Origin of the sequence: Dokdonella immobilis (assembly GCF_900115085.1) — a bacterium.
In the GTDB taxonomy this organism is placed as follows: domain Bacteria; phylum Pseudomonadota; class Gammaproteobacteria; order Xanthomonadales; family Rhodanobacteraceae; genus Dokdonella; species Dokdonella immobilis.
In genome coordinates this window covers 35,939-55,944 of sequence record NZ_FOVF01000022.1, presented here as the reverse complement: position 1 = coordinate 55,944, position 20,006 = coordinate 35,939, and the positions used below count along the sequence as shown (strand labels likewise).

At 65.8% G+C, this 20,006-nt stretch carries 14 protein-coding genes; 7 read left to right on the top strand and 7 right to left on the bottom strand.

The window, feature by feature from the left end; all coding sequences use genetic code 11:
• Positions 1–111 precede the first annotated feature (111 nt).
• The 6 genes from BM125_RS13960 to prmC all read left to right on the top strand — a co-directional run bounded on the left by BM125_RS13960 (position 112) and on the right by prmC (position 10,371).
• A complete protein-coding gene (locus BM125_RS13960) occupies positions 112–654 on the top strand; it encodes a peroxiredoxin (protein WP_092409027.1) in 543 nt (180 codons plus the stop codon).
• Between the two features lie 269 nt (positions 655–923).
• Positions 924–1,463 carry a carboxymuconolactone decarboxylase family protein gene (locus tag BM125_RS13955; RefSeq protein ID WP_092409025.1) on the top strand — a complete coding sequence of 180 codons (540 nt, stop codon included), beginning with the start codon at positions 924–926 and terminating at the stop codon, positions 1,461–1,463.
• Positions 1,464–1,623: 160 nt separating this feature from the next.
• Positions 1,624–4,635 (top strand): VIT domain-containing protein, encoded by a 3,012-nt coding sequence (locus tag BM125_RS13950; RefSeq protein ID WP_092409023.1) that lies wholly within the window; start codon positions 1,624–1,626, stop codon positions 4,633–4,635.
• Positions 4,636–4,764: 129 nt separating this feature from the next.
• Positions 4,765–5,316, top strand: a complete 552-nt coding sequence (locus BM125_RS13945) for a Pycsar system effector family protein (protein ID WP_092409021.1) — start codon at positions 4,765–4,767, stop codon at positions 5,314–5,316.
• A gap of 95 nt (positions 5,317–5,411) precedes the next feature.
• Positions 5,412–9,518: a hypothetical protein gene (locus tag BM125_RS13940; RefSeq protein ID WP_139225009.1), complete on the top strand. Its 4,107-nt coding sequence runs from the start codon at positions 5,412–5,414 to the stop codon at positions 9,516–9,518.
• A gap of 7 nt (positions 9,519–9,525) precedes the next feature.
• Complete coding sequence (prmC, locus tag BM125_RS13935) at positions 9,526–10,371, top strand: peptide chain release factor N(5)-glutamine methyltransferase (RefSeq protein ID WP_092409017.1); 846 nt, start codon at positions 9,526–9,528, stop codon at positions 10,369–10,371.
• On the opposite strand, the gene BM125_RS13930 is transcribed toward prmC, so the two are convergent.
• The 3 genes from BM125_RS13930 to dxs all read right to left on the bottom strand — a co-directional run bounded on the left by BM125_RS13930 (position 10,334) and on the right by dxs (position 13,978).
• Positions 10,334–10,990 carry a hypothetical protein gene (locus BM125_RS13930; RefSeq protein WP_092409015.1) on the bottom strand — a complete coding sequence of 219 codons (657 nt, stop codon included), beginning with the start codon at positions 10,988–10,990 and terminating at the stop codon, positions 10,334–10,336. The two genes, prmC and BM125_RS13930, sit on opposite strands and share 38 nt — an antisense overlap.
• Positions 10,987–11,595, bottom strand: a complete 609-nt coding sequence (locus tag BM125_RS13925; protein ID WP_139225008.1) for a hypothetical protein — start codon at positions 11,593–11,595, stop codon at positions 10,987–10,989. The genes BM125_RS13930 and BM125_RS13925 overlap by 4 nt, the downstream gene beginning before the upstream one ends.
• Positions 11,596–12,085: 490 nt before the next feature.
• A complete protein-coding gene (gene dxs / locus BM125_RS13920; protein ID WP_092409011.1) occupies positions 12,086–13,978 on the bottom strand; it encodes a 1-deoxy-D-xylulose-5-phosphate synthase in 1,893 nt (630 codons plus the stop codon).
• A 303-nt stretch (positions 13,979–14,281) separates the two neighbouring features.
• Between dxs and BM125_RS13915 the strand changes: the two genes are divergently transcribed.
• On the top strand, positions 14,282–15,835 hold the full coding sequence (locus tag BM125_RS13915) for a bifunctional GNAT family N-acetyltransferase/carbon-nitrogen hydrolase family protein (RefSeq protein WP_092409009.1): 1,554 nt from the start codon (positions 14,282–14,284) through the stop codon (positions 15,833–15,835).
• 52 nt (positions 15,836–15,887) lie between these two features.
• On the opposite strand, the gene BM125_RS13910 is transcribed toward BM125_RS13915, so the two are convergent.
• From BM125_RS13910 to BM125_RS13895, 4 genes are all read right to left on the bottom strand, one after another.
• The gene (locus BM125_RS13910) at positions 15,888–16,484 is read right to left on the bottom strand and encodes an HNH endonuclease (protein WP_092409007.1); all 597 of its coding nucleotides are present in this window, start codon (positions 16,482–16,484) and stop codon (positions 15,888–15,890) included.
• A 603-nt stretch (positions 16,485–17,087) separates the two neighbouring features.
• The gene (locus BM125_RS13905; protein WP_092409005.1) at positions 17,088–17,570 is read right to left on the bottom strand and encodes a GNAT family N-acetyltransferase; all 483 of its coding nucleotides are present in this window, start codon (positions 17,568–17,570) and stop codon (positions 17,088–17,090) included.
• A 16-nt stretch (positions 17,571–17,586) separates the two neighbouring features.
• A complete protein-coding gene (locus BM125_RS13900) occupies positions 17,587–19,377 on the bottom strand; it encodes an acyl-CoA dehydrogenase C-terminal domain-containing protein (RefSeq protein ID WP_092409003.1) in 1,791 nt (596 codons plus the stop codon).
• 49 nt (positions 19,378–19,426) lie between these two features.
• Positions 19,427–19,870 (bottom strand): hypothetical protein, encoded by a 444-nt coding sequence (locus BM125_RS13895; RefSeq protein WP_092409001.1) that lies wholly within the window; start codon positions 19,868–19,870, stop codon positions 19,427–19,429.
• Positions 19,871–20,006 lie beyond the last annotated feature (136 nt).

Here is a 20,006-nt window from a genome sequence, read left to right as displayed (position 1 = left end):
ATACTATCAATCAATTGGATTGATTGAAACCGGATCACTAGACTGTCCCCATCGGTCGGCGCTGTCCGACCAGAACCCCGTTTTCTTCCCACTTCCAAATAGGAGCGATCCATGCTGACTGTTGGCGACAAGTTCCCCGAATTCAATCTCAAGGCCACCGTATCCACCGAAAGCGTCGAAAAGGCGTTTGCCACGATCAACAACCAGACCTACGCCGGCAAGTGGCTGCTCGTGTTCTTCTACCCGAAGGACTTCACCTTCGTCTGCCCGACCGAAATCAAGGGCTTCGGCGACCTGAACAGCCAGTTCGCCGATCGCGACACCCAGGTGCTCGCGGCGAGCACCGACAGCGAGTTCGTGCACCTGGCCTGGCGCAAGGACCACAAGGACCTGAACGACCTGCCGTTCCCGATGCTGGCCGACACGGCCAAGCGCCTGACCACGGCACTCGGCATCCTCGATGAGGAAGAGGGCGTGGCCAAGCGCGCGACCTTCCTGGTCGATCCGGATGGCGTCATCCAGTTCGCCTACGTGACCGCCGGCAGCGTTGGCCGCAACCCGCAGGAAGTGCTGCGCGTGCTCGATGCGCTGCAGACCGACGAACTCTGCCCGTGCAACTGGAACAAGGGCGACGACGTGCTAAAGGTTGCCTGAACGAAAACCGGAGACGCCTGACGGCAAAGTGTCGCGGTCCTTGTGCCCGCGAAAGCCGACCCCAGATCAGGGGGGCGTTCTCCAGGGTGATGTATTCACGCAATCATTGCCCGACTGTCAGGACGGCGTCGTACCTCCCCTCCCCACGGCGCCGTCCCGGGCGGCGGGTTCCTCCCCGAACCCGCCGCCCCCTTTTTCCAATGCCGAATCCGCATCCTGCCCGTGGGCAGGACGAATCCGGCTGTCGACCCGAACCCCAGGAGAACCCGATGAACCTCAACGACATCAAGGCCCAGTTGCCCGATTACGCCAAGGACCTGCGTCTCAACCTCGATTCGGTACTCAGTGAATCGGGCGCGCCCGGGCTCAACCCGAAGCAGGTCGCGATCATCGCCATCGCCAGCGCGATCGCTTCGCGCCACGCGCCGCTGACCACCGCGGTCAGGTCGCATTTCGACGGCCAGCTCAGCGACGCCGAACTGAACGCCGCGCGTGCGGCGGCGGCGATCATGGGCATGAACAACATCTACTACCGCTTCGTTCACCTGGTCGGCGATGACGAGTACGCCAAGCTGCGCGCCGGACTTCGCATGAACGTGATGGCCAATCCGGGCTGCGAGAAGGTCGATTTCGAGCTCGCCTCGCTGGCGGTCTCGGCGATCAAGGGCTGCGGCATGTGCCTGGAGTCGCACGAGAAGACCCTGCGCAAGCACGACGTGGCGCCGGTGGCGATCCAGAGCGCGGCCCGCATCGCCGCGGTCATCCACGCGGTCGCCGTGGCCAGTGAACAGGCCCAGGCCGCTGCCTGATTTCGCCGGGCCTCGGCTGAGGCCCGTTCGGGGGAGGACCCGCATTCCATGACGGAGTGCGGGTCCGGTTTAACGGTCTCTGACCCCGTTCCGGATTCGCTCGCGTTGGACGATCCTGCAACAGCTGCTGTTGCATCCTGTCTCCAACGGACCGAATCCGATGAACCGAACGATCGCGACCTGCCTGTTTTCGGCTCTGCTGGCCGGCTCGGCCATTTCCAGTGCGCAGACCCCGCGCATTTCCATCGACACGGCGCCGCTGCCGCCGCCGGTCAGCCTCGATATCGGCAAGCGCGGACAGCCCATCGAGCTGCAATCCCTGGACGTACGCAGCGAGATCGCCGGCGGTCTTGCGCGTACCCGGGTCGAGATGCGGTTCTTCAACCCGAACGACCGCGTGCTCGAAGGCGAGCTCAGGTTTCCATTACTGGCCGGCCAGGAGATCGACGGCTTCGCCCTCGACATCGATGGCGAACTGCGCGACGCGGTACCGGTCGAAAAAGCCCGAGGCAAGCAGGTCTTCGAAGAAGTGATCCGGCGTCGGGTCGATCCGGCCCTGCTTGAAACGACCGCCGGCGAAAACTTCCGTCTTCGCGTCTACCCGTTGCCGGCGCGCGGCACGCGCCGCGTCGTCGTCCACTACAGCGAGCCGTTGGCATCAGCCCAGGGTCGCTATCACTATCGATTCGCCCTGGCCCAGGCCGAGCCACTGGCCTCCTTCACGCTCGAGGTGCGGGTCGCTTCGCCGGCTGGTACGCCCAGCGGCCTCGCCATCGACGGCAGGCCGATCGAACTGGCCCAAAGTGGAAGCTGGTACCGCGGCACGATCCAGCGCAAGGATTTCGCCGCGCGTGGCTGGCTTGAAATTTCGCTTCCGGATGGCAGCGCGAAAGCCGCCGCCATCGCCGCGGTCGCACAGGGCTGGGGCGGCGAGACCTACGTGCAGCTCGACGCACCCATCGCCTGGCGCCGCGCCGCGCGCGCCCTGCCTTCGCGCATCGCGATCTTCTGGGACAGCTCGATGTCCGGACGCCTGCGCGATCACGCCGCGGAATTCGCACTGCTCGACGCCTATTTCAAGGCCATGCGCAATGGCACGGTCGATCTTGTCCGCCTGCGCGACGTGGCCGAGCCCGCCGCCTCCTTCACGATTCGCGGAGGCGACTGGACGGCGCTGCGGCGCGCCTTGCAGGACACCGTCTACGATGGCGCCTCGAACCTGCACGACTGGCCGCTAGCGAACGGCATCGACGAAGTGCTGTTCTTCAGCGATGGTCTCGACAACTTCGGTGCGGACATCGCGCGCGAACGCCCGGCGAATCCGGATCTGCGCATCTATCCCGTGGTCGCCTCGGCCTCGGCCAACCGTGCCTGGATGCGCCACCTGGTTCTGAACCGGTCAGCGACCAGAAGCGGGGCATTGATCGATCTCGCCGGCGGTCGCCAGGCAGCCATCGACACCCTGCTGCAGGCGCAAACCGAGGTCACCGCGAGTGTGGATTCCGGCGATGGCGAACTGCTCATCGACCGTCGCATCGTCGGCAATGGCCGCCTGCGCATCAGCGGAAGGTTCCGTGGCAGCCTGCCGGCGGCGATCGAGGTCCAGCTGCGCGACCCGGACGGAAGGCAGCGGCGCATTCGCGTGCCAATCCGCGACGAAGGCTCGGCCGCTGGCGCAGGCAACGAGGCGCCGCTGCTCGCGCGTCAATGGGCCCGACTCGAGATCGACCGGCTCGATGGCGACAACCCCGCGAACCGCGAACAGATCCGTCGCCTCGGCCTCAAGTTCGGCCTGCTCACGGCCGAGACCTCGCTGATCGTGCTCGATGACGTCGCTGACTATGTGCGCCATGGCATCGAGCCGCCAGCATCGCTACGCTCGCGCTACGACATGCTGAAGGCGGACCATGCGCATGACGAAGACGTCCGACTCAAGGCGCACCTCCAGCAGATCGCCCAGCAGTACGCCGAGAAGATCGCCTGGTGGAAGCGCGATTTCCCGAAAACCCCGGAAGTCCATGTACTGGCGAAGGAACTCGCCCGAGCCGAACGCGCAGTCGGCAGCACGCGGCAGGCGCCGGCCTCTCGCGAGCAGCCGGCGGCACCACCTCCCGCGCCCATGGCCGAACCGGCGCCGATGCTGGCTGGCGGGGTCGCCGACAGCGCGATTGCTTCGGCGGCCGAGAGCAAGCAGGATGCCGACGCGCGCAACAATGATGCCGGCAATCAGTTTGCGGCACCGCCGATCAGCATCGGCCTGAAGAAATGGACGCCCGATGCGCCTTATCTGGCCCGCCTGCGTGCCGCCAGCGACAGCGATCTCTACGTGACCTATCTCGATGCGCGTGCGGACTGGCTCAACAGCAGCGCCTTTTATCTCGATGCTGCCGATCTGCTGTTCGAACGAAAGCAGGACGCACTCGGCCTGCGCGTGCTGTCCAATCTGGCCGAGATGGATCTCGAGAATCGCGCGATCCTGCGCATCCTCGGCTATCGCCTGCTGCAGGCCGGCAAGCCGCAGTTTGCGGTGCCGCTGTTCGAGCAGGTCCGCGAGCTCGCCCCGTTCGAACCGCAGTCGTTCCGCGACCTCGGCCTTGCCTATGCCGACTTCGGTGCGCTGCAGGATGCGGCGGATGCGCTCTACGAGGTGGCCAAACGCGAGTGGGATGGACGCTTCGCCGAGGTCGGCCTGATCGCGCTGACCGAAATGAACGCACTGATCGCCACGCACCCGGGCGCCATCGACACCTCGCGCTTCGACAAGCGCCTGCTGCGCAACCTGCCGGTCGACCTGCGCGTGGTGCTGAACTGGGATGCCGACAACTCCGACATGGACCTGTGGGTGACCGATCCGAACGGCGAGCGCGCCTACTACGGCAATCGCCTGACCCGCCAGGGCGGGCGCATGTCGGCCGACCTGACCTCGGGTTACGGCCCGGAGGAATTCATGCTCAAGGCGGCGCTGCCGGGCCGCTACAAGGTCGAGGCGAACTATTACGGCAATCGCCAGCAGCTCATCTCGGGCACGGTGACCCTGCGCCTGGCCCTGATCACGGCGTTCGGAACGCCGCGGGCGCGCGAGCAGTCGACGATCCTGCGTCTGGAGGATCGCCAGGAGACCGTGCTGGTCGGTGAGTTCGAGGTCGGCGCGGCGGGTGCAAGCCAACCCTGAGCCATCGCGTCGTGGGCCCGGGTCGATCGATCAGCCACCCTCGCCGGCCCGGCCGGGGAGGGTGGTTGACCAAAAAATCGGCGCACAAAGCAGTAAGATGCCGGTCAGCCACCGACCCGGATTGCCCGAATGAGCGAAACCCCGCGGCCCCCGCTGTCCTATGACCAGATTCCGGAGCGCAATACCGCGGACAACGTGATGCGCACTGCGCAGCAGCATCACGTGCAACTGTCGGCGATGGCCGATACCAAGGCCAACATCATCATCACCGTGTCCTCGATCGTGCTGACCCTCTCGCTGGGCCGGCTGACCGATCCCGAACTGCGCGTCTCGGTCCTGACCCTGGCCGGTTTCACCCTGGTGGCGCTGCTGCTGGCCATCCTCGCCGTGCTGCCCAAGTACCGGCCGATCCGGCTCAAGGACGAAGCGCTGCCGCCGCATTTCAACCTGCTGTTCTTCGGTCACTTCGCCGAACTGTCGCGCGAACGCTACCTGGCCGAGATGAACAAGGTGCTGATGCCCGATGGCACCCCCTACAAGACCTGGGCACTGGATCTGTATTCGCTGGGTACCTACCTGTCCCACCACAAGTATCGCTACCTGCGCTACAGCTACCTGTTCTTCCTGACCGGCTTCATCCTCGCCTGTCTCGAACAAGGCTGGCGCCTGCTCACGCATTGAAGCGGTTTCGCCGCTGCCGGCGACGCCGTACAAACCCCGGGCACCCGCCACGGGCGTTGCACGGCACTGCCGATCCGAATCGCAAGGAGTCGCTCATGCGTCCATTGATCGTGTTGCTGGGCCTGCTTTGCTGCGCGAGCGCGCAAGCCGCGGCCAACGCCATACCGGCCAGTCTCGAGGCCTGGCGTGGCTGGGTCATGAAGGATCGCCAATACCGCGAATGTCCGTTGCTCGCGGGAGCATCGGCGACGAAGCCGGGTGATTTCGCCTGCCTTTGGCCCGGTACCCTCGAAATCGCCGCCGACGCGCAAGGCGCCACGCTGCAGCAGCGCTGGCACCTCGAAATCGACGGCTGGGTACCGCTGCCCGGCAGCGACGCGCACTGGCCACAGCAGGTCACCCTCGATGGCAAGCCTGTCGCCGTGGTCGACCGTGGCGGTCCGCGGCTGTGGATGACCACCGGTGACCACGAATTGCGCGCACGCATGGTCTGGTCGGAGCGGCCGCAGGCGCTCGAGGTGCCGGCCGCGATCGCGCTCGTCGCGCTCGAAGTCGACGGCAAGCGCGTCGCGCCGCTGCAGCGCACCGGCGATCAGCTCACGCTCGGTCGCGGCAAGACCACGACGGTCGAAGCCGACAGTCTCGATCTGCGTGTGTTTCGCAAATACACGGACGGCATTCCGGGCGAACTGACCACCCAGATACGCCTCTACGTCTCCGGGCAGGCGCGCGAGGAGGTGCTCGGTCCGGTCCTGCCGGAGGGCTTCATCCCGCTGGTCCTGGGCAGCCCGCAATGGTCGGCGCGGCTGGATGACGAGGGTCGCCTGCACGTACAGGTGCAGCCCGGCAGCAGCACCGTCAGCTTGAGCGCGCGCGCCGCGACGCCAATCGACACGCTGGTAGTACGGTTTCCCGACGGCTGGGTCGAGCAGGAGATCTGGAGCTATGAATCGGTGCCGAGCCTGCGCGTGACCAGCATCAGCGGCACGATCCAGGTCGATCCGCGTCAGGCCGACGTGCCGCCGGCATGGAGTGCCCTGCCGGCGTATGCGATGAACAATGGCGAGACGCTCACCATCGAGCAGCGTTCGCGCGGGCTCGACGACCAGGTGGCCAATCGCCTCAGCCTGCAACGCGAGGCCTGGCTCGATTTCTCCGGCGACGGCTGGTTTGCCCGCGATCGCATCAGCGGACAGATGCGCAACGGTTGGCGCTTCGATGTCGCCGCGCCGTTCCGCCTGCAGCGTGCGCAAGCTTCCTCGAACAACGACGATGCCTTGCTGGTCACGCGTGGCGCCTCCCCCGATCTCAGCGGTGTCGAGTGGCGCAAACCGGATGTCGACCTCAGCGCCGGCGTTCGCATCGAGTCGGCCAGTGCATCGATGCCGGTTTCCGGCTGGCGCGCGGTCTTCGATCAGGTCACCACGACCCTTCATCTGCCCTATGGCTATCGCCTGATCGCCGCGCCCGGTACCGACCAGGCCAGCGGCAGCTGGCTTTCGCGCTGGACCTTGCTCGACGTTTTCCTCGTCGCGATCATTGTTCTCGTCGCCGGGCGCCTGCTCGGCTGGAGTGGTGCCGTCCTCGCCGGCTTGTACCTGCTGCTCGCCTACCAGGAAGGTGGTTCGCCGTTGTGGACCTTGCTGGCGGTGATCGTGCTGGCCCTGATCGTGCGCACCTTGCCGGCCGGGCGCCTGGCGAACGTCGCGCGCGGCTTGCGCGTTGCCGCTTTGGTCCTGCTCGCGCTGATTGCGCTGCCGTTCGCCGCCACCCAGTTGCGCGAGGCCTTGTATCCGCAACTCGAGTCGGGCACTCCCGCGGTCGAGAGCGCGACCGTCGAATTCGAGCGACCTGCAGAAGACTATGCAGCCAACGCGGTTGGTGAAGCAGTCCGCAGCGCGCCGATGCCGGCCGCAGCGCCACCACCCCCACCCGTGCAGAGCGAAGAGCAGGGCAGGCTCGATTTGGCACAGGATGTCATTTCCTATGCGAGCCGGGCGGCGCCTGCAAAGCGTGCAAAATTGAACAACCGGTACAGCCAGTCGACCGTGGTCCAGACCGGCGCCGGCGAGCCGGGCTGGCAACTCGGCAATCGCTACCAGCTGAACTGGAGCGGTCCGGTCCTGGCCGATCAGCAAGTCCGCTTGCTGATCGCTCCGCCCTGGCTCGTGCGCCCGCTGCGCGTGATCCTCGTCGGCCTGCTCGGACTGTTGCTCTGGCGCTTGTTCGGTGACGCCCGCGTCCGCCTCCCTGGGCTGAAATCGAGTGCCGGCGTCGCACTGCTCGTGCTGGGGCTGGCCGGACTCTCGATGCCGCAGGCGCGCGCCCAGGAATTCCCGCCGGACAGCCTGCTGCAGCAGCTGCAGGCGCGCCTGCTCGAGGCGCCGCCCTGTGCTCCGAGCTGCGCCAGGCTCGCCAACGCCGAAGTCGATGCGGCCGGTGACCGCCTGCGCGTCGCCCTCGAGGTACATGCGCTCGATCGCAGCGCGGTGCCGGTGCCGGGTGACGAGGCCTCGCTGCGGCTCGAGTCGATCCGCATCGACGGTGTCGCCCGTGATGCCTTGGCCGGCATTGCCGGCAAATCCTGGATCGCGGTCGAGCGCGGTGTGCATCGCGTCGAGTTCGACTTCGCCACACTCGGCGATCGCATCGCACTCGCGTTTCCGATGATGCCTGCACGCGTCCGGGTCAGTGCCGCCGACTGGCAGGCCAGCGGCATCGCCGACGAGCGCCTGCTGACCGAAACCCTGACCCTCGCGCGTGCCCGGGCCGGCTCGAGCGAACCGACCGCCGCGGCGGAACAACGCTTCCCGCCCTACGTGCGCCTCTACCGGACGATCAACCTCGACCTCGAGTGGAGCGTCGAAAACGTCGTCGAACGCCTCGCGCCGCGCGAAGGCGGTTTCACGATCAGCGTACCGATCCTCAACGGCGAACACGTCTCGACCCCGGGCCTCAAGCTGCGCGACGGCAAGCTGACCCTGGCCATGGCCGATCGCGAAGGTCAGGCCGGCTGGAGCAGCACGCTTGAACAAGCCTCGACGCTCGAGTTGACCGCTCCCGATCTCGGCAGCCATGCCGAGGTCTGGCGCATCCTCGCCGGTCCGACCTGGCACGTCGAGTTCAGCGGCGTACCGGAAACGGCCACGACCTCGGCGGATGGAGACGGCTTCCACGAGTTCGAATTCCATCCGCTGCCCGGCGAGACGCTGACCGTGCAAGTCAGCAAGCCGGCAGCGGTCGAAGGGGCGACCCGTGCGATTGACCGCTTGAGCCTGGCCAGCGAGTTCGGCCTGCGCGCGCGCACCCATACCCTGCAGTTCGACCTGCGTGCGAGCCAGGGCGGCGACCAGGTGATCGGATTGCCCGCCGACGTCGAATTGCTCGACGTCAGTCGTGACGGCGCGACCATCGGCGCGCGTATCCTCGATGGCAAGCTCAGCCTGCCGATCAATCCCGGCCTGCAGAAGTTCCAGGTGCGACTGCGCGAAAATGCGCTGATGGCGACGATCGTGGCGACGCCGCCGATCGCGCTCGGCCTGCCCGCCGCCAACATCAACCTCGTCGCGACCCTTCCCGGCGATCGCTGGCTGCTCGCCGCGTTCGGTCCCGCAGTGGGCCCGGCCGTGTTGTTCTGGGGCGAACTCGTCGTCGCGATCATCCTCGCCTGGCTGCTGGCGCGCTGGCGCAAGGGCCGCCTGCGCTTCCATCACTGGCTGTTGCTCGTGCTCGGTTTTTCGACCTTCTCGTGGCTGGCCCTGGTCGTCGTCGTGGCCTGGCTGTTCGCGCTCGACTGGCGCGGGCGCAATGCGCCCGAGACGAACTGGCGCTTCAATCTGGTCCAGCTCGGCATCGCCGTGCTCAGCCTGGTCGCCCTGGTCTGTCTGTTCGAGAGCATTCGCAACGGCCTGCTTGGCTCGCCGGACATGGTCGTGCGCGGCAATGGTTCGTACGCAAACCAGCTGCAGTGGTTTGCCGATCGCAGTACGGATGCGTTGCCGACGGCCAGCGTGATCTCGCTGCCGCTATGGGTCTACAACGGCGTCATGCTGGTCTGGGCGCTGTGGCTGGCCTGGGCCGTGGTCGGCTGGCTGCGCCAGGGCTTCACGGCATGGATGAGCGGCGGCTACTGGCGGCCGTGGCGGGTCGCCCGCCCAGAGTCCGCGATCGACCTGCCGCAGACACCTCCACCACCGGCCTGAGCGAACGATGCCCGAGATTCGCGAACTGTTGTCGGAATGGACCACGCCCGGCGACATCGAGTCACGGCACGAGGCCGAGATCCTCCTCGCCCGGGCTCTCGACACGGAGCGCGCCTGGCTGTTCGCGCACGCCGACCACGTACCCGATGCGCAGGCCGAGACGCGATTCCGTGCGCTGATGGAAGCGCGCCGGCGCGGTGAGCCGATTGCCTACCTGCTCGGCCAGCGTGGCTTCTGGACGCTCGATCTGAAGGTCAGCCGCGATGTGCTGATCCCGCGTGCCGAGACCGAGTTGCTGGTCGAACTCGCGCTCGAACGCATTCCGCTCGATGCCTCGTTCTCGGTGGCCGATCTCGGCACCGGATCCGGTGCGGTCGCCCTGGCCATCGCCAGCGAGCGCCCCGCCACCCGCGTCCTCGCCACCGACCGCTCGCTTGCCGCGCTCGAGGTCGCGCGATCGAACGCCGCCGATCTCGGTATCGACAACGTCGAATTCGCACAGGGCGACTGGTGCGCCGCGCTGGGTGGCCGGGTATTCGACCTGATCGTTTCCAATCCGCCCTACATTGCCGCCGATGACGTGCACCTTTCCCTGGGCGACCTGCGCTTCGAGCCGGCCTCGGCCTTGGCATCGGGCGCTGACGGCCTTGATGCCATCCGTGCCATCATCGCTGATGCGCCGGCCCATCTTTCGCCCGGAGGCTGGCTACTGGTCGAACACGGCTACGCGCAGGCCAGCGCGGTCGCCTCCATTCTGGAGGAGGCTGGTTTCATGCATGTGCGCTGCTGGCCCGATCTCGCCGGACGCGACCGTATCAGCGGTGCCTGCTGGGCGCCATTGCGCCCTGGCTGAGCAACGAGATGTCCTGTTCGAATCGGGTGAATTCGATATCCACGTCTCCAACGTCGACGTAAGGCATTTCCAGGGTTCGTTCGCTTCCGTTGGTGATCGTGCCCATGACGCCTCCCGCTGCCCACACCACGGTCGTCGACTCTCCCGAAACCAGGGAATCCGACCGGCCCAACGCGCCGGTATCCAGCTCCACCAGCAGGAAGCGCGGATCGAGTGCCGGATCCAGGTGGAAGGCCAGGCTGCGGCGCAAACCGCGCTGCGTGAATTCCGAAAACATGAAATGGCGAAGCGGATTCCAGGCCGAATCGAGCAGAGTGACCTGTACCGGAACCATGCCGACCTTTCTTTTGGAAATCGAACTGATCGTTACCTGGGTCGGCGGCGCGGCCAGCGCGACGATGATGGCCTGCCGCGATCCGTTCGCGCCCTCCAGGCATTCGGCATCGAGCGGGAAGTGGACGACGCGATGGACCGTCTTCGCCTTGCGAACGCCCAACTCGGGCAACTCGACCGCGGTGGCCTGGCGCATCGGCAGGCAGTCCGGTTGCGCATGTGCCAACCGGAGCGGCACAAGCCCGAGGATGCCGGCGAGCAGCGCCAGGGCGTGCGCAGCTTTCACCGCTGCAACTGCCTTGCGAGTTCCTTTGCGGTTGCCACGAAGGCGGGTGCCAAACCTTCGATCGCGACCGGACCGGCCGCCTGCAGATCGTCGAAATCAGGATATCGGTAGCGCTCGTCGGGGTTGATGGTGATGGCCGCCGAGGTCCCGGGCACGACCGCGTTGTAGACGATCTGGTCTTCGAAAAGCACCCGTTTGCCAGTCGAATCGACCAATCTTGCGTTCAGCACGACCGTGGGCCGGTACGGTGCGCTGTCGCCGGAGCCCGCCGAGGCATAGCCGACAAAGCCGAAACCGACATCGAGCTGGGCGTCGCTGCTGCTGGGCTCGTAACTCTTGCGCAATCCGCTTCTATCGCGACGCGTATCCGAATTGGCCGATTCCATCGGACTCGGACTCCAGTTCAACTCGTAGCCGGCGGCGTGCAGCGCCTCCGTGAGCGCTGAATCGAATGTGGCAACGTGGTCGAAGCCGGCCTTGCCGACTTCGGATTGCAACCAGTTCGACTTCGGTGCCCGGTTGGCTTCGGCGATCGCCACGCCGATCAGGCCAAAGCTGTATCCGGGATTGTTGAAGATGAACAGATCGATTTCGCTATGCCGCATGGGCAGCACTTCGATAGAGTTGATCGTATCGCTGCCTGTCCGGTCGAATGCGCGCCGCTGGGGTCCCGTCACGCAACCGGAAACAAGCGCACACAGTAGCAGCGCGCAGGCAATCTTCCGCAAGATCGGATGATTCACGTTGGTCGTCCCCTGGTATCGCCATGCCTTCCATGGCTCAGCGCAAGCCTACGTCATGCGGCGGCCAGGCTACAACCTTTCAATCCGGCTTTTCGTAGATCTGCAGATGGGGAATCGTGCGTCGCATCAACCTGTGGATTGGGGTAAGCGCCAGCGCCACCAACAACGAGGCGGAAACGCGAGGCCGGCCATCGAAGCCTGCAAATTTTCCGCGCACGCCCTTTGCTGGAGAGCCCTCAGGTCCAATGCTTCGGCATCAGATGGGAAAAGACATCGCGACTGATCGCGCCTGCAGCAACGAAGCGGAAACGCAGGGAAGGACGTCGAAACCCGCGCCGCCACTCATGCCCGCTCAACCGGTGCTGCGAATCGCCGAAACCGGAATGAACTCGCCAAAGCGCGCGCGGATCGCTGCCTCGATGCCGGCCACGTCGAGTCCGGATTCGGCGAGCAGCTCCTCGCGGCTGGCGTGCTCGAGGTAGCTGTCGGCTAGACCGAGATGCAGGATCGGCAGGACGATACCGCGGGCGGCCAGCAGCTCGCCGACGCCGGCGCCGGCACCCCCGGCGATCGCATTGTCCTCGAGGGTGACAAAGGCGGCGTGACTGCCTGCGAGTTCAAGGACCAGGGCCTCATCCAGGGGTTTGACGAAGCGCATGTTGACCAGGGTCGCGCCGAGCGTCTCGGCGACCTTGGCGGCCGGGGCGACCAGCGCACCGAAGGCGATCAGGGCGATGCCCTGGCCCTCGCGTCGCACCTCGGCCTTGCCGATCGGCAGGGTGGCGAGGTCGTCGTCGACGGCAACCCCGGGGCCGCTGCCGCGCGGGTAGCGGACCGCGGCCGGGCCCTGGTACCGGAAGCCGGTGCTGAGCATCTGCCGGCATTCGCGTTCGTCGGCCGGCGCCATCACGACCATGTTCGGGATGCAGCGCAGGTAGGAAAGATCGAAGCTGCCCGAGTGGGTGGCTCCATCCGGTCCGACCAGACCCCCGCGATCGATCGCGAACAGCACGTCGAGATTCTGCAGGGCGACGTCGTGGATCAGCTGGTCGTAGGCGCGCTGCAGGAAGGTCGAGTAGATCGCCACGACCGGCTTGGCGCCCTCGCAGGCCATGCCGGCGCCGAGCGTGACGGCATGCTGCTCGGCGATGCCGACATCGAAGTAGCGCGACGGCCAGGCCTTGGAGAAACGCACGAGGCCGGAGCCTTCGCGCATGGCCGGGGTTATCGCATGGAGGCGCGGGTCGGCGGCGGCCTGGTCGCACAGCCAGTCGCCGAAGATTTCGGTGTAGGTGGGCTTGGACGCACCCTTCTTGGCCAGGCCCTTGTCCGGATCGAACGGACCGACCGCGTGGTAATCGATCTGCTCGCGCTCGGCGCGGGCATAGCCCTTGCCCTTGGTCGTGATCACGTGCAGCAGTTGCGGCCCCTTCAGTTCCTTCAGGGTACGCAGGGCGCCGACCAGCTGCGGGATATCGTGGCCGTCGATCGGTCCGGTGTAGTGGAAGCCGAGTTCCTCGAACAGCGTGCTCGGCATGAACATGCCCTTGGCGTGTTCTTCCCAACGCTTGGCGAAGCGCCAGAGGAAGCCCTCGCGCTTCATCATCTTCTTGCCGCTTTCGCGCATGCGATTGAGGGTGCGGCTCGACATCAGGCGGGCCAGCATCTGGGTCAGCGCGCCGACGTTCTCGCTGATCGACATCTGGTTGTCGTTGAGGATGACCAGCATGTCAGGCTTGACGTCGCCACCATGGTTGAGCGCCTCGTAGGCCATGCCGGCGGTCATCGCGCCGTCGCCGATCACCGCGACGATCTTGCGCTCGTCGCCCTTGCGCTGGGCGGCAATGGCCATGCCGAGGGCGGCACTGATCGAGGTCGAGGAATGGCCGACGCCGAAGGTGTCGTATTCGCTCTCCTCGCGACGCGGAAACGGAGCCAGGCCATCCTTCTTCTTGACCGTGGTGATGCGGTCGCGACGGCCGGTCAGGATCTTGTGCGGATAGCACTGATGGCCGACATCCCAGACGATTCGGTCGGCAGGCGTGTCGTAGAGATAGTGCAGGGCGACGGTCAGTTCGACCACGCCGAGGCCGGCGCCGAAATGGCCGCCGGAACTGGCCACTGACTGGACCAGGTAGTCGCGCACTTCGCGGGCGATTTCTCCGAGTTCGCTCTCGGGGAATTCGCGCAACCGGGCAGGGTTGTCGATACGCGACAGGCGCGGATAGCGGGCGGAATCGATCATCGGAAGCCAGGACACCAGACAGGGGGCTATTTTCGGCTACCCGGGTGGGCGGGGCAAGGAACCGTTTCTGGCGGGTTGTGGCGCATTCATGACGGGTTGCCCGTGAAAATTCGACCCGGAGATGGCCGGCTGTCGGATCGTGGTCTGTTTCGGGGTTCGACCCCGCCCTGGATTGCGTCAATTCGACGCGTACGGCGTGTCGCCATTTCCCCGGAATTTCGTGGCGCCGCAGGTGGGTGCCTGTGCTCGCGCGCGAATCTTGTCAAACTGGTGGCATCCAGTCTCACGCAAGGGAGGGCCGCCATGGCATCCGAAAAGAAGGCCGTATTGAGCGTCCGCAACGCGAATCCCGCCGATATCGACAGTCTCGTGGCACTGACCGGGAAGGTCTATGGTGTCGATCTCGGCCATTCGGCAGACATGCTGCGTGGTCAGCAGGCGCAGTTTCCTGAGGGGCAGTTCGTGGCCGAATACGGCGGGCGCATCGTCGGTTTCTGCGCCACCTTCCGCATCGACGAGGCGACCGCGATGGGCCCGCATAGCTGGGCCGAGATCACCGGAGGCGGCTACGCGTCCCGGCACGATCCCGAAGGCGACTGGCTGTACGGCATGGAATCCTGCGTCGACCCGGAGTTCCGCGGCCTGCGCATCGGCCGACGCCTGTACGCGGCGCGCAAGAAGCTGTGTCGCAAGCTCGGCCTGTACGGCATCGTGTTCGGTGGCCGCCTGCCCGGCCTCGAGAAACGGATCAAGGCGATGGGTTCGGTCGACGCCTATGTCGAGGCCGTCCAGGAAGGGCGCTACCGCGATCCGACCATGAGCTTCCAACTGCGCAACGGCTTCGAGTTCATCGGCCTGCTGCCGCGCTACGTGCCGAGCGACACCGAGTCGATGGGTTATGCCGCCCATCTGGTCTGGCGCAATCCGGACCGCCATGACCAGCCACGCACGCCGACGCCACACGGCTCGAGCGGGCTGCCGGAACGTGTCCGCGTCGCCACCATCCAGTATCAGCAGCGCCGCATCCACAGCTTCGAGGAGTTCGCCGGCCAGGTCGAGTACTTCGTCGACGTCGCGGCCAGCTACGAATCCGATTTCGCCGTCTTTCCTGAGTTGATGACCCTGCAGCTGCTCTCGATCGAGAATTCGCCGCTACCCTCGGTGGAAGTGATCCGTCGCCTCACCGACTACACGGCCAAGGTCAAGGACCTGTTCAGCAGACTCGCCGTCCGCTACAACATCAACATCATCGGCGGCTCGCACCCGACCCTGACCGAGAGCGGCGCGATGCGCAACATCTGCCATGTCTGCCTGCGCGACGGCTCGATCCACGAGCAGGAGAAGATCCACCCGACGCCGAACGAGCGCACCTGGTGGGGGATCAAGGGCGGCCATCGCGCGGCCGCGATCCAGACCGACTGCGGGCCGATCGGCGTGATGATCTGCTACGACTCCGAATTCCCGGAACTGGCCCGGCACCTGGTCGACCAGGGCGCCCTGATCCTGTTCGTGCCGTTCTGCACCGATGAGCGCCAGAGCTACCTGCGCGTGCGCTATTGCTCGCAGGCCAGGGCGGTCGAGAACCAGTGCTTCGTGGTCATGTCCGGCAATGTCGGCAACTTGCCCGGCGTCAACAATTTCGACATCCAGTATGCGCAAAGCTGCATCCTGACCCCATGCGACTTCCCGTTCGCCCGCGATGGCATTGCCGCCGACTCCACCCCGAATACCGAGATGGTGCTATGGGCCGACCTGCGTCTGCAGGACCTCGCCCGCGCGCGCAACAATGGCACCGTGCAGAACCTCAAGGACCGCCGCCACGACCTTTACCTGCAGCGCTGGACCAAGCGCGATTGAATGGTGCGCCCAGGGGGCGTCGATGACGCGAGTCGTTCGCCGCTGCAGCGATTCAGGCGTTCGGCCGCCGTTTCTTCGGCAGATGGTTGACGAGGAATTCCATCTGGTCGGCGAGGATATTGCGGTTGGAGAGGATCAGGTGCTCGACCCAGCTCGGGCGGTAGGGCACGGCGAGCAGCGGCATGTGCGCCTGCTGCGGTGTGCGCGAACCCTTCCTGACATTGCAGTGCAGGCAGGCCGTGACCACGTTCTGCCAGATGTCGCGACCGCCCTTGGAGATCGGCACGACGTGGTCGCGGGTCAGTTCGCCGCGCGAGTAGTGGTTGCCGCAGTACATGCACAGGGAACGATCGCGGGCGAACAGGGCGGCATTGGTCAGGGCCGGAGCCGGATCGATGGCGCCGCCTCGTGCGTGTCCGGTCGTGGCCACGATCGGATGCAGGAGCAGGATGCTCTGTTCGCCGGTATGCCGGCTGGTGCCGCCATGGATGGTCAGGCAGGGGTCGCCAAGCGTCCAGGAGACCGCGCCGCGGACATACAGGCAGGTCGCGTCCTGCCAGGAAATCCAGTCCATGATGCGACCGCTCGCGTCGAGGGAAAGCACGCGCGTGCCATGGATCGATCCAATCGTACGAACTTCCGCCAGCATTCATGGCTCCTTATCAGGGAGAACGGCCAGCGGCCGATCGGGCCGCCGTCATGCATTGCGCGAGCCGCAGCATAGTCCATGTGCATGGCATTTGTGCAACAGCGGCGATTTCCCGAGGCGGTTTCATGCGCCGTCCGCCATCGAAGCCCGCCGACCCGCTCGCCACCACTGTAGGAGCGCGTTCACGCGCGATGCCTTCCGGCCTTGTCGAAAAGGGCATCGCGGCTGAAGCCGCTCCTACAACGAAGCGGTGACGCGCCGCCCGCCATCGAAGCCGGCCCACCCGCTCGCCGCCACTGTAGGAGCGCGTTCACGCGCGATGCTTTCCGGCCTTGTCGAAAAGGGCATCGCGGCTGAAGCCGCTCCTACAACGAACCGGTGACGCGCCGCTCGCCATCGAAGCCGGCCCACCCGCTCGCCGCCACTGTAGGAGCGCGTTCACGCGCGATGCTTTCCGGCCTTGTCGAAAAGGGCATCGCGGCTGAAGCCGCTCCTACAACGAACCGGTGACGCGCCGCCCGCCGTCGAACCCCGCGCCACTCATTCGGGCTCCCGTAGGAGCGCGTTCACGCGCGATGCTCTCCAGCACCGTACGGCAAAGCCTCAAGGCAGCGGCTTGACCATGCGCAGTGTCTCGACGCCGAAGCCATGGCCTTCATACATGTCGATGGCCCGTTGATTGCCCGGGAAGACCGTGAGTTGCAGATGGCGCAGACGGTGCTCGCGGGCCCAGCGTTCGGCGTAGGCGAGCAGGGCCCGGCCGACGCCTTCGCCATCGTGCTCCTTGTCCACGGCGAGGTCCGAGATGTGGCAGTTCTGCGCGCCGCTGAAGAAATCCTTGACCGTCTGCAGATGGATGAAGCCGACCCGCTCGCCATCATCATTCTCGGCGACGAAGACATGCGATCCGGGTGGCTGCACCGACAGGTTCCTGGCCAGGTCGAGCCGGATGTTGTCGGCGCATTCGCCCCGCCGTCGCCAGGCCGGCAGTTCGAAACCTTCGACGAAGCGGTTGACCAGGCCGAGGATGAAGTCGTCATCGTCGGCATCGGCGAGGCGGATGTGGATATTGGCTTCCGAATCCATGGTGTCTACCTGGGTTTCAAGCGAACTGCGATTCCGGCATGGCCATCAGTGTATCCGCACCGGCGCGAATCGCGGCGCCGTGGGCATGGATTCTCGGCAGAATCCGCGTGAAATAGAAGCGTGCCGTATGCCGCTTGGCGTCCTTGAAGTCCTCGGTGGCCGAGGAATCGGCCAGCGCCGCCACGCTGCGCGCCCAGCAGTAGGCCAGCGCGACATAGCCCGAATAGAACAGGTAGTCGACCGCGGCCGCGCCGATTTCCTCCGGATTGGCCTGGGCACGCTTGGCGATTTCCTGGGTCAGTTCGCTCCATTCCTTGGTCACGATGGCCAGCGGCGCGATGAACTCGCCGAGCGCGGTATTGCTCGCACCTTCCTGGCAGAAGGTCGAGATCTCGCCGAGGAAGTGCTTGAGGCCAGCGCCATTAAGCTGCAGGATCTTGCGCCCGAGCAGGTCGTTGGCCTGGATCTGGGTGGTGCCTTCGTAGAGGGTAGTGATGCGGGCATCGCGGGCGAACTGCTCGATCCCGGTCTCGGCGATGTAACCGTGGCCGCCGAAGATCTGCACCGCGTCGTAGGTCGCTTCCTGGGCCAGCTCGGTGAGCAGGCCCTTGACGATCGGGGTCAGGAACGAGACCAGTTCCTCGCCGCGCTTGCGTTCGCCCTCGTCCGGCGAATGGGTCGAGATGTCGTGCTGCATGTAGGCGTACAGGGCGAGCACGCGGCAGCCCTCGGCAAATGCCTTCTGGGTCAGCAGCATGCGCCGCACGTCGGGATGCACGATCAACGGATCGGCCGGCTTGTCGGGATACTTGGGCCCGCTCAACGAGCGCATCTGCAGGCGGTCCAGCGCGTAGTTGCGCGAATTCTGGTAGCCGCGCTCGATCAGGCCGAGGCCCTGTACGCCAACCGCCAGGCGGGCCGTGTTCATCATCGTGAACATGGCCATCAGGCCCTTGTTCGGTGCGCCGATCAGCCAGGCTTCGGCCTGGTCGAAGTTCATGACGCAGGTGACCGAGGCCTTGATGCCCATCTTGTGCTCGATCGAGCCGACCGCAAGCGAATTGCGCTCGCCGAGCTGGCCGTCCTTGCCGACCTTGAACTTCGGCACGATGAACAGCGAGATGCCCTTGACCCCCGGCGGCGCATCGGGCAGCCGGGCGAGGACGAGGTGGACGATGTTCTCGGTCAGGTCGTGCTCGCCGGCGGTGATGAAGATCTTGGTGCCGCTGAGCCGGTAGCTGCCGTCGGCCGCCGGTTCTGCGCGGGTCTTGAGCAGGCCGAGATCGGTGCCGCAATGCGGTTCGGTCAGGCACATGGTGCCGGTCCAGCGGCCTTCGGTGATCGGTTTGAGGAAGGCTTCCTGCTGCCAGGCTTCGCCGTGCGCCTTGAGCGCCTCGACCGAGCCGTGCGAGAGCATCGGGAAGTTGCCCCAGGAGACATTGGCCGAGTCGATCATCTCCTTGACGATCGCGCCAACCGTTTCGGGCAGGCCCTGGCCGCCGAACGATTCCGGCGTCGTCAGGGTCGGCCAGCCGCCCTCGACATATTGCGCATAGGCCTCCTTGAATCCGCTCGGGGTGCGCACGCTGGCGCTGGCCTTGTCGAGTTCACAGCCCTCCTGGTCGCCGCTGAAATTGATCGGGGCGAGCACCTGTTCGGCGAACCTGGCTGCTTCTTCGAGGACGGCGTCGAGGAGGTCCGGCGTCGCCGATTCGAAGCCCGGCAGGCGCTCGAACAGGGCACTGGCGCCAAGCACGTCCTGCAGCGCGAAGCGGATGTCCTTGAGCGGGGCGTTGTACTGGGTCATGGAGTTTCCTCGGAAGTGGGAAGCGCGCGATCGGGCGCGCAGTGGGCGCTCAGCGCCAGGTGTCGGGCAAACCCGGGACCGGTGAGAGCCGGCTCTTGCGTTCGAAATCGAATTTGCCGCTCGGCTCGCTACTTTCGATGCTGCCATGCAGGCGATAGGCGAAATCGGTCGTGCCGGGTCGCATGCCCGGCGCCGGCGCCAGGCTCGTCTCGAAGATGTCGGCGCTGGCGCCCGGTATGTCGAGCTTGATCGGTACAGCGATGCGTCCGGCCTCGCTGCCGGCGATTTCCAATCCGGCATCGATCGCGCTGAAGGTCATCTCGACGTTACTGAAGTTCTGCACGCGGACCAGCAGATGCCAGCGGCCATCACTGCCGACTTTAAGTTCCTGGATGCTGGCGGTGGGCGGGCTGATGCGCTTGACCGGGCCGCCGCCGCAGGCGACCAGCAGGAGGGCGGCCAGCGAGCCGAAAACGAGATTGCGCAATGACATGGGCATCCTCAAACGATCGTTTCAACAGGCCTAGCGTAGCGTGTCGCAGCCGGGCAGAAAAGCCGGACGCTGGGGAGGGTCTGAACAAGTGGCGCAATCGTCACCCTTGTGGCATTGAATCAATCGCTTGGGCGAC

Bases quoted from the DNA above. Each gene is read 5' to 3' on its own strand.
- BM125_RS13960 (WP_092409027.1), top strand. From the start codon at position 112: ATGCTGACTGTTGGCGACAAGTTCCCCGAATTCAATCTCAAGGCCACC.
- BM125_RS13955 (WP_092409025.1), top strand. From the start codon at position 924: ATGAACCTCAACGACATCAAGGCCCAGTTGCCCGATTACGCCAAGGAC.
- BM125_RS13950 (WP_092409023.1), top strand. From the start codon at position 1,624: ATGAACCGAACGATCGCGACCTGCCTGTTTTCGGCTCTGCTGGCCGGC.
- BM125_RS13945 (WP_092409021.1), top strand. From the start codon at position 4,765: ATGAGCGAAACCCCGCGGCCCCCGCTGTCCTATGACCAGATTCCGGAG.
- BM125_RS13940 (WP_139225009.1), top strand. From the start codon at position 5,412: ATGCGTCCATTGATCGTGTTGCTGGGCCTGCTTTGCTGCGCGAGCGCG.
- prmC (WP_092409017.1), top strand. From the start codon at position 9,526: ATGCCCGAGATTCGCGAACTGTTGTCGGAATGGACCACGCCCGGCGAC.
- BM125_RS13925 (WP_139225008.1), bottom strand. From the start codon at position 11,595: ATGCGGCATAGCGAAATCGATCTGTTCATCTTCAACAATCCCGGATAC.
- dxs (WP_092409011.1), bottom strand. From the start codon at position 13,978: ATGATCGATTCCGCCCGCTATCCGCGCCTGTCGCGTATCGACAACCCT.
- BM125_RS13915 (WP_092409009.1), top strand. From the start codon at position 14,282: ATGGCATCCGAAAAGAAGGCCGTATTGAGCGTCCGCAACGCGAATCCC.
- BM125_RS13910 (WP_092409007.1), bottom strand. From the start codon at position 16,484: ATGCTGGCGGAAGTTCGTACGATTGGATCGATCCATGGCACGCGCGTG.
- BM125_RS13905 (WP_092409005.1), bottom strand. From the start codon at position 17,570: ATGGATTCGGAAGCCAATATCCACATCCGCCTCGCCGATGCCGACGAT.
- BM125_RS13900 (WP_092409003.1), bottom strand. From the start codon at position 19,377: ATGACCCAGTACAACGCCCCGCTCAAGGACATCCGCTTCGCGCTGCAG.
- BM125_RS13895 (WP_092409001.1), bottom strand. From the start codon at position 19,870: ATGTCATTGCGCAATCTCGTTTTCGGCTCGCTGGCCGCCCTCCTGCTG.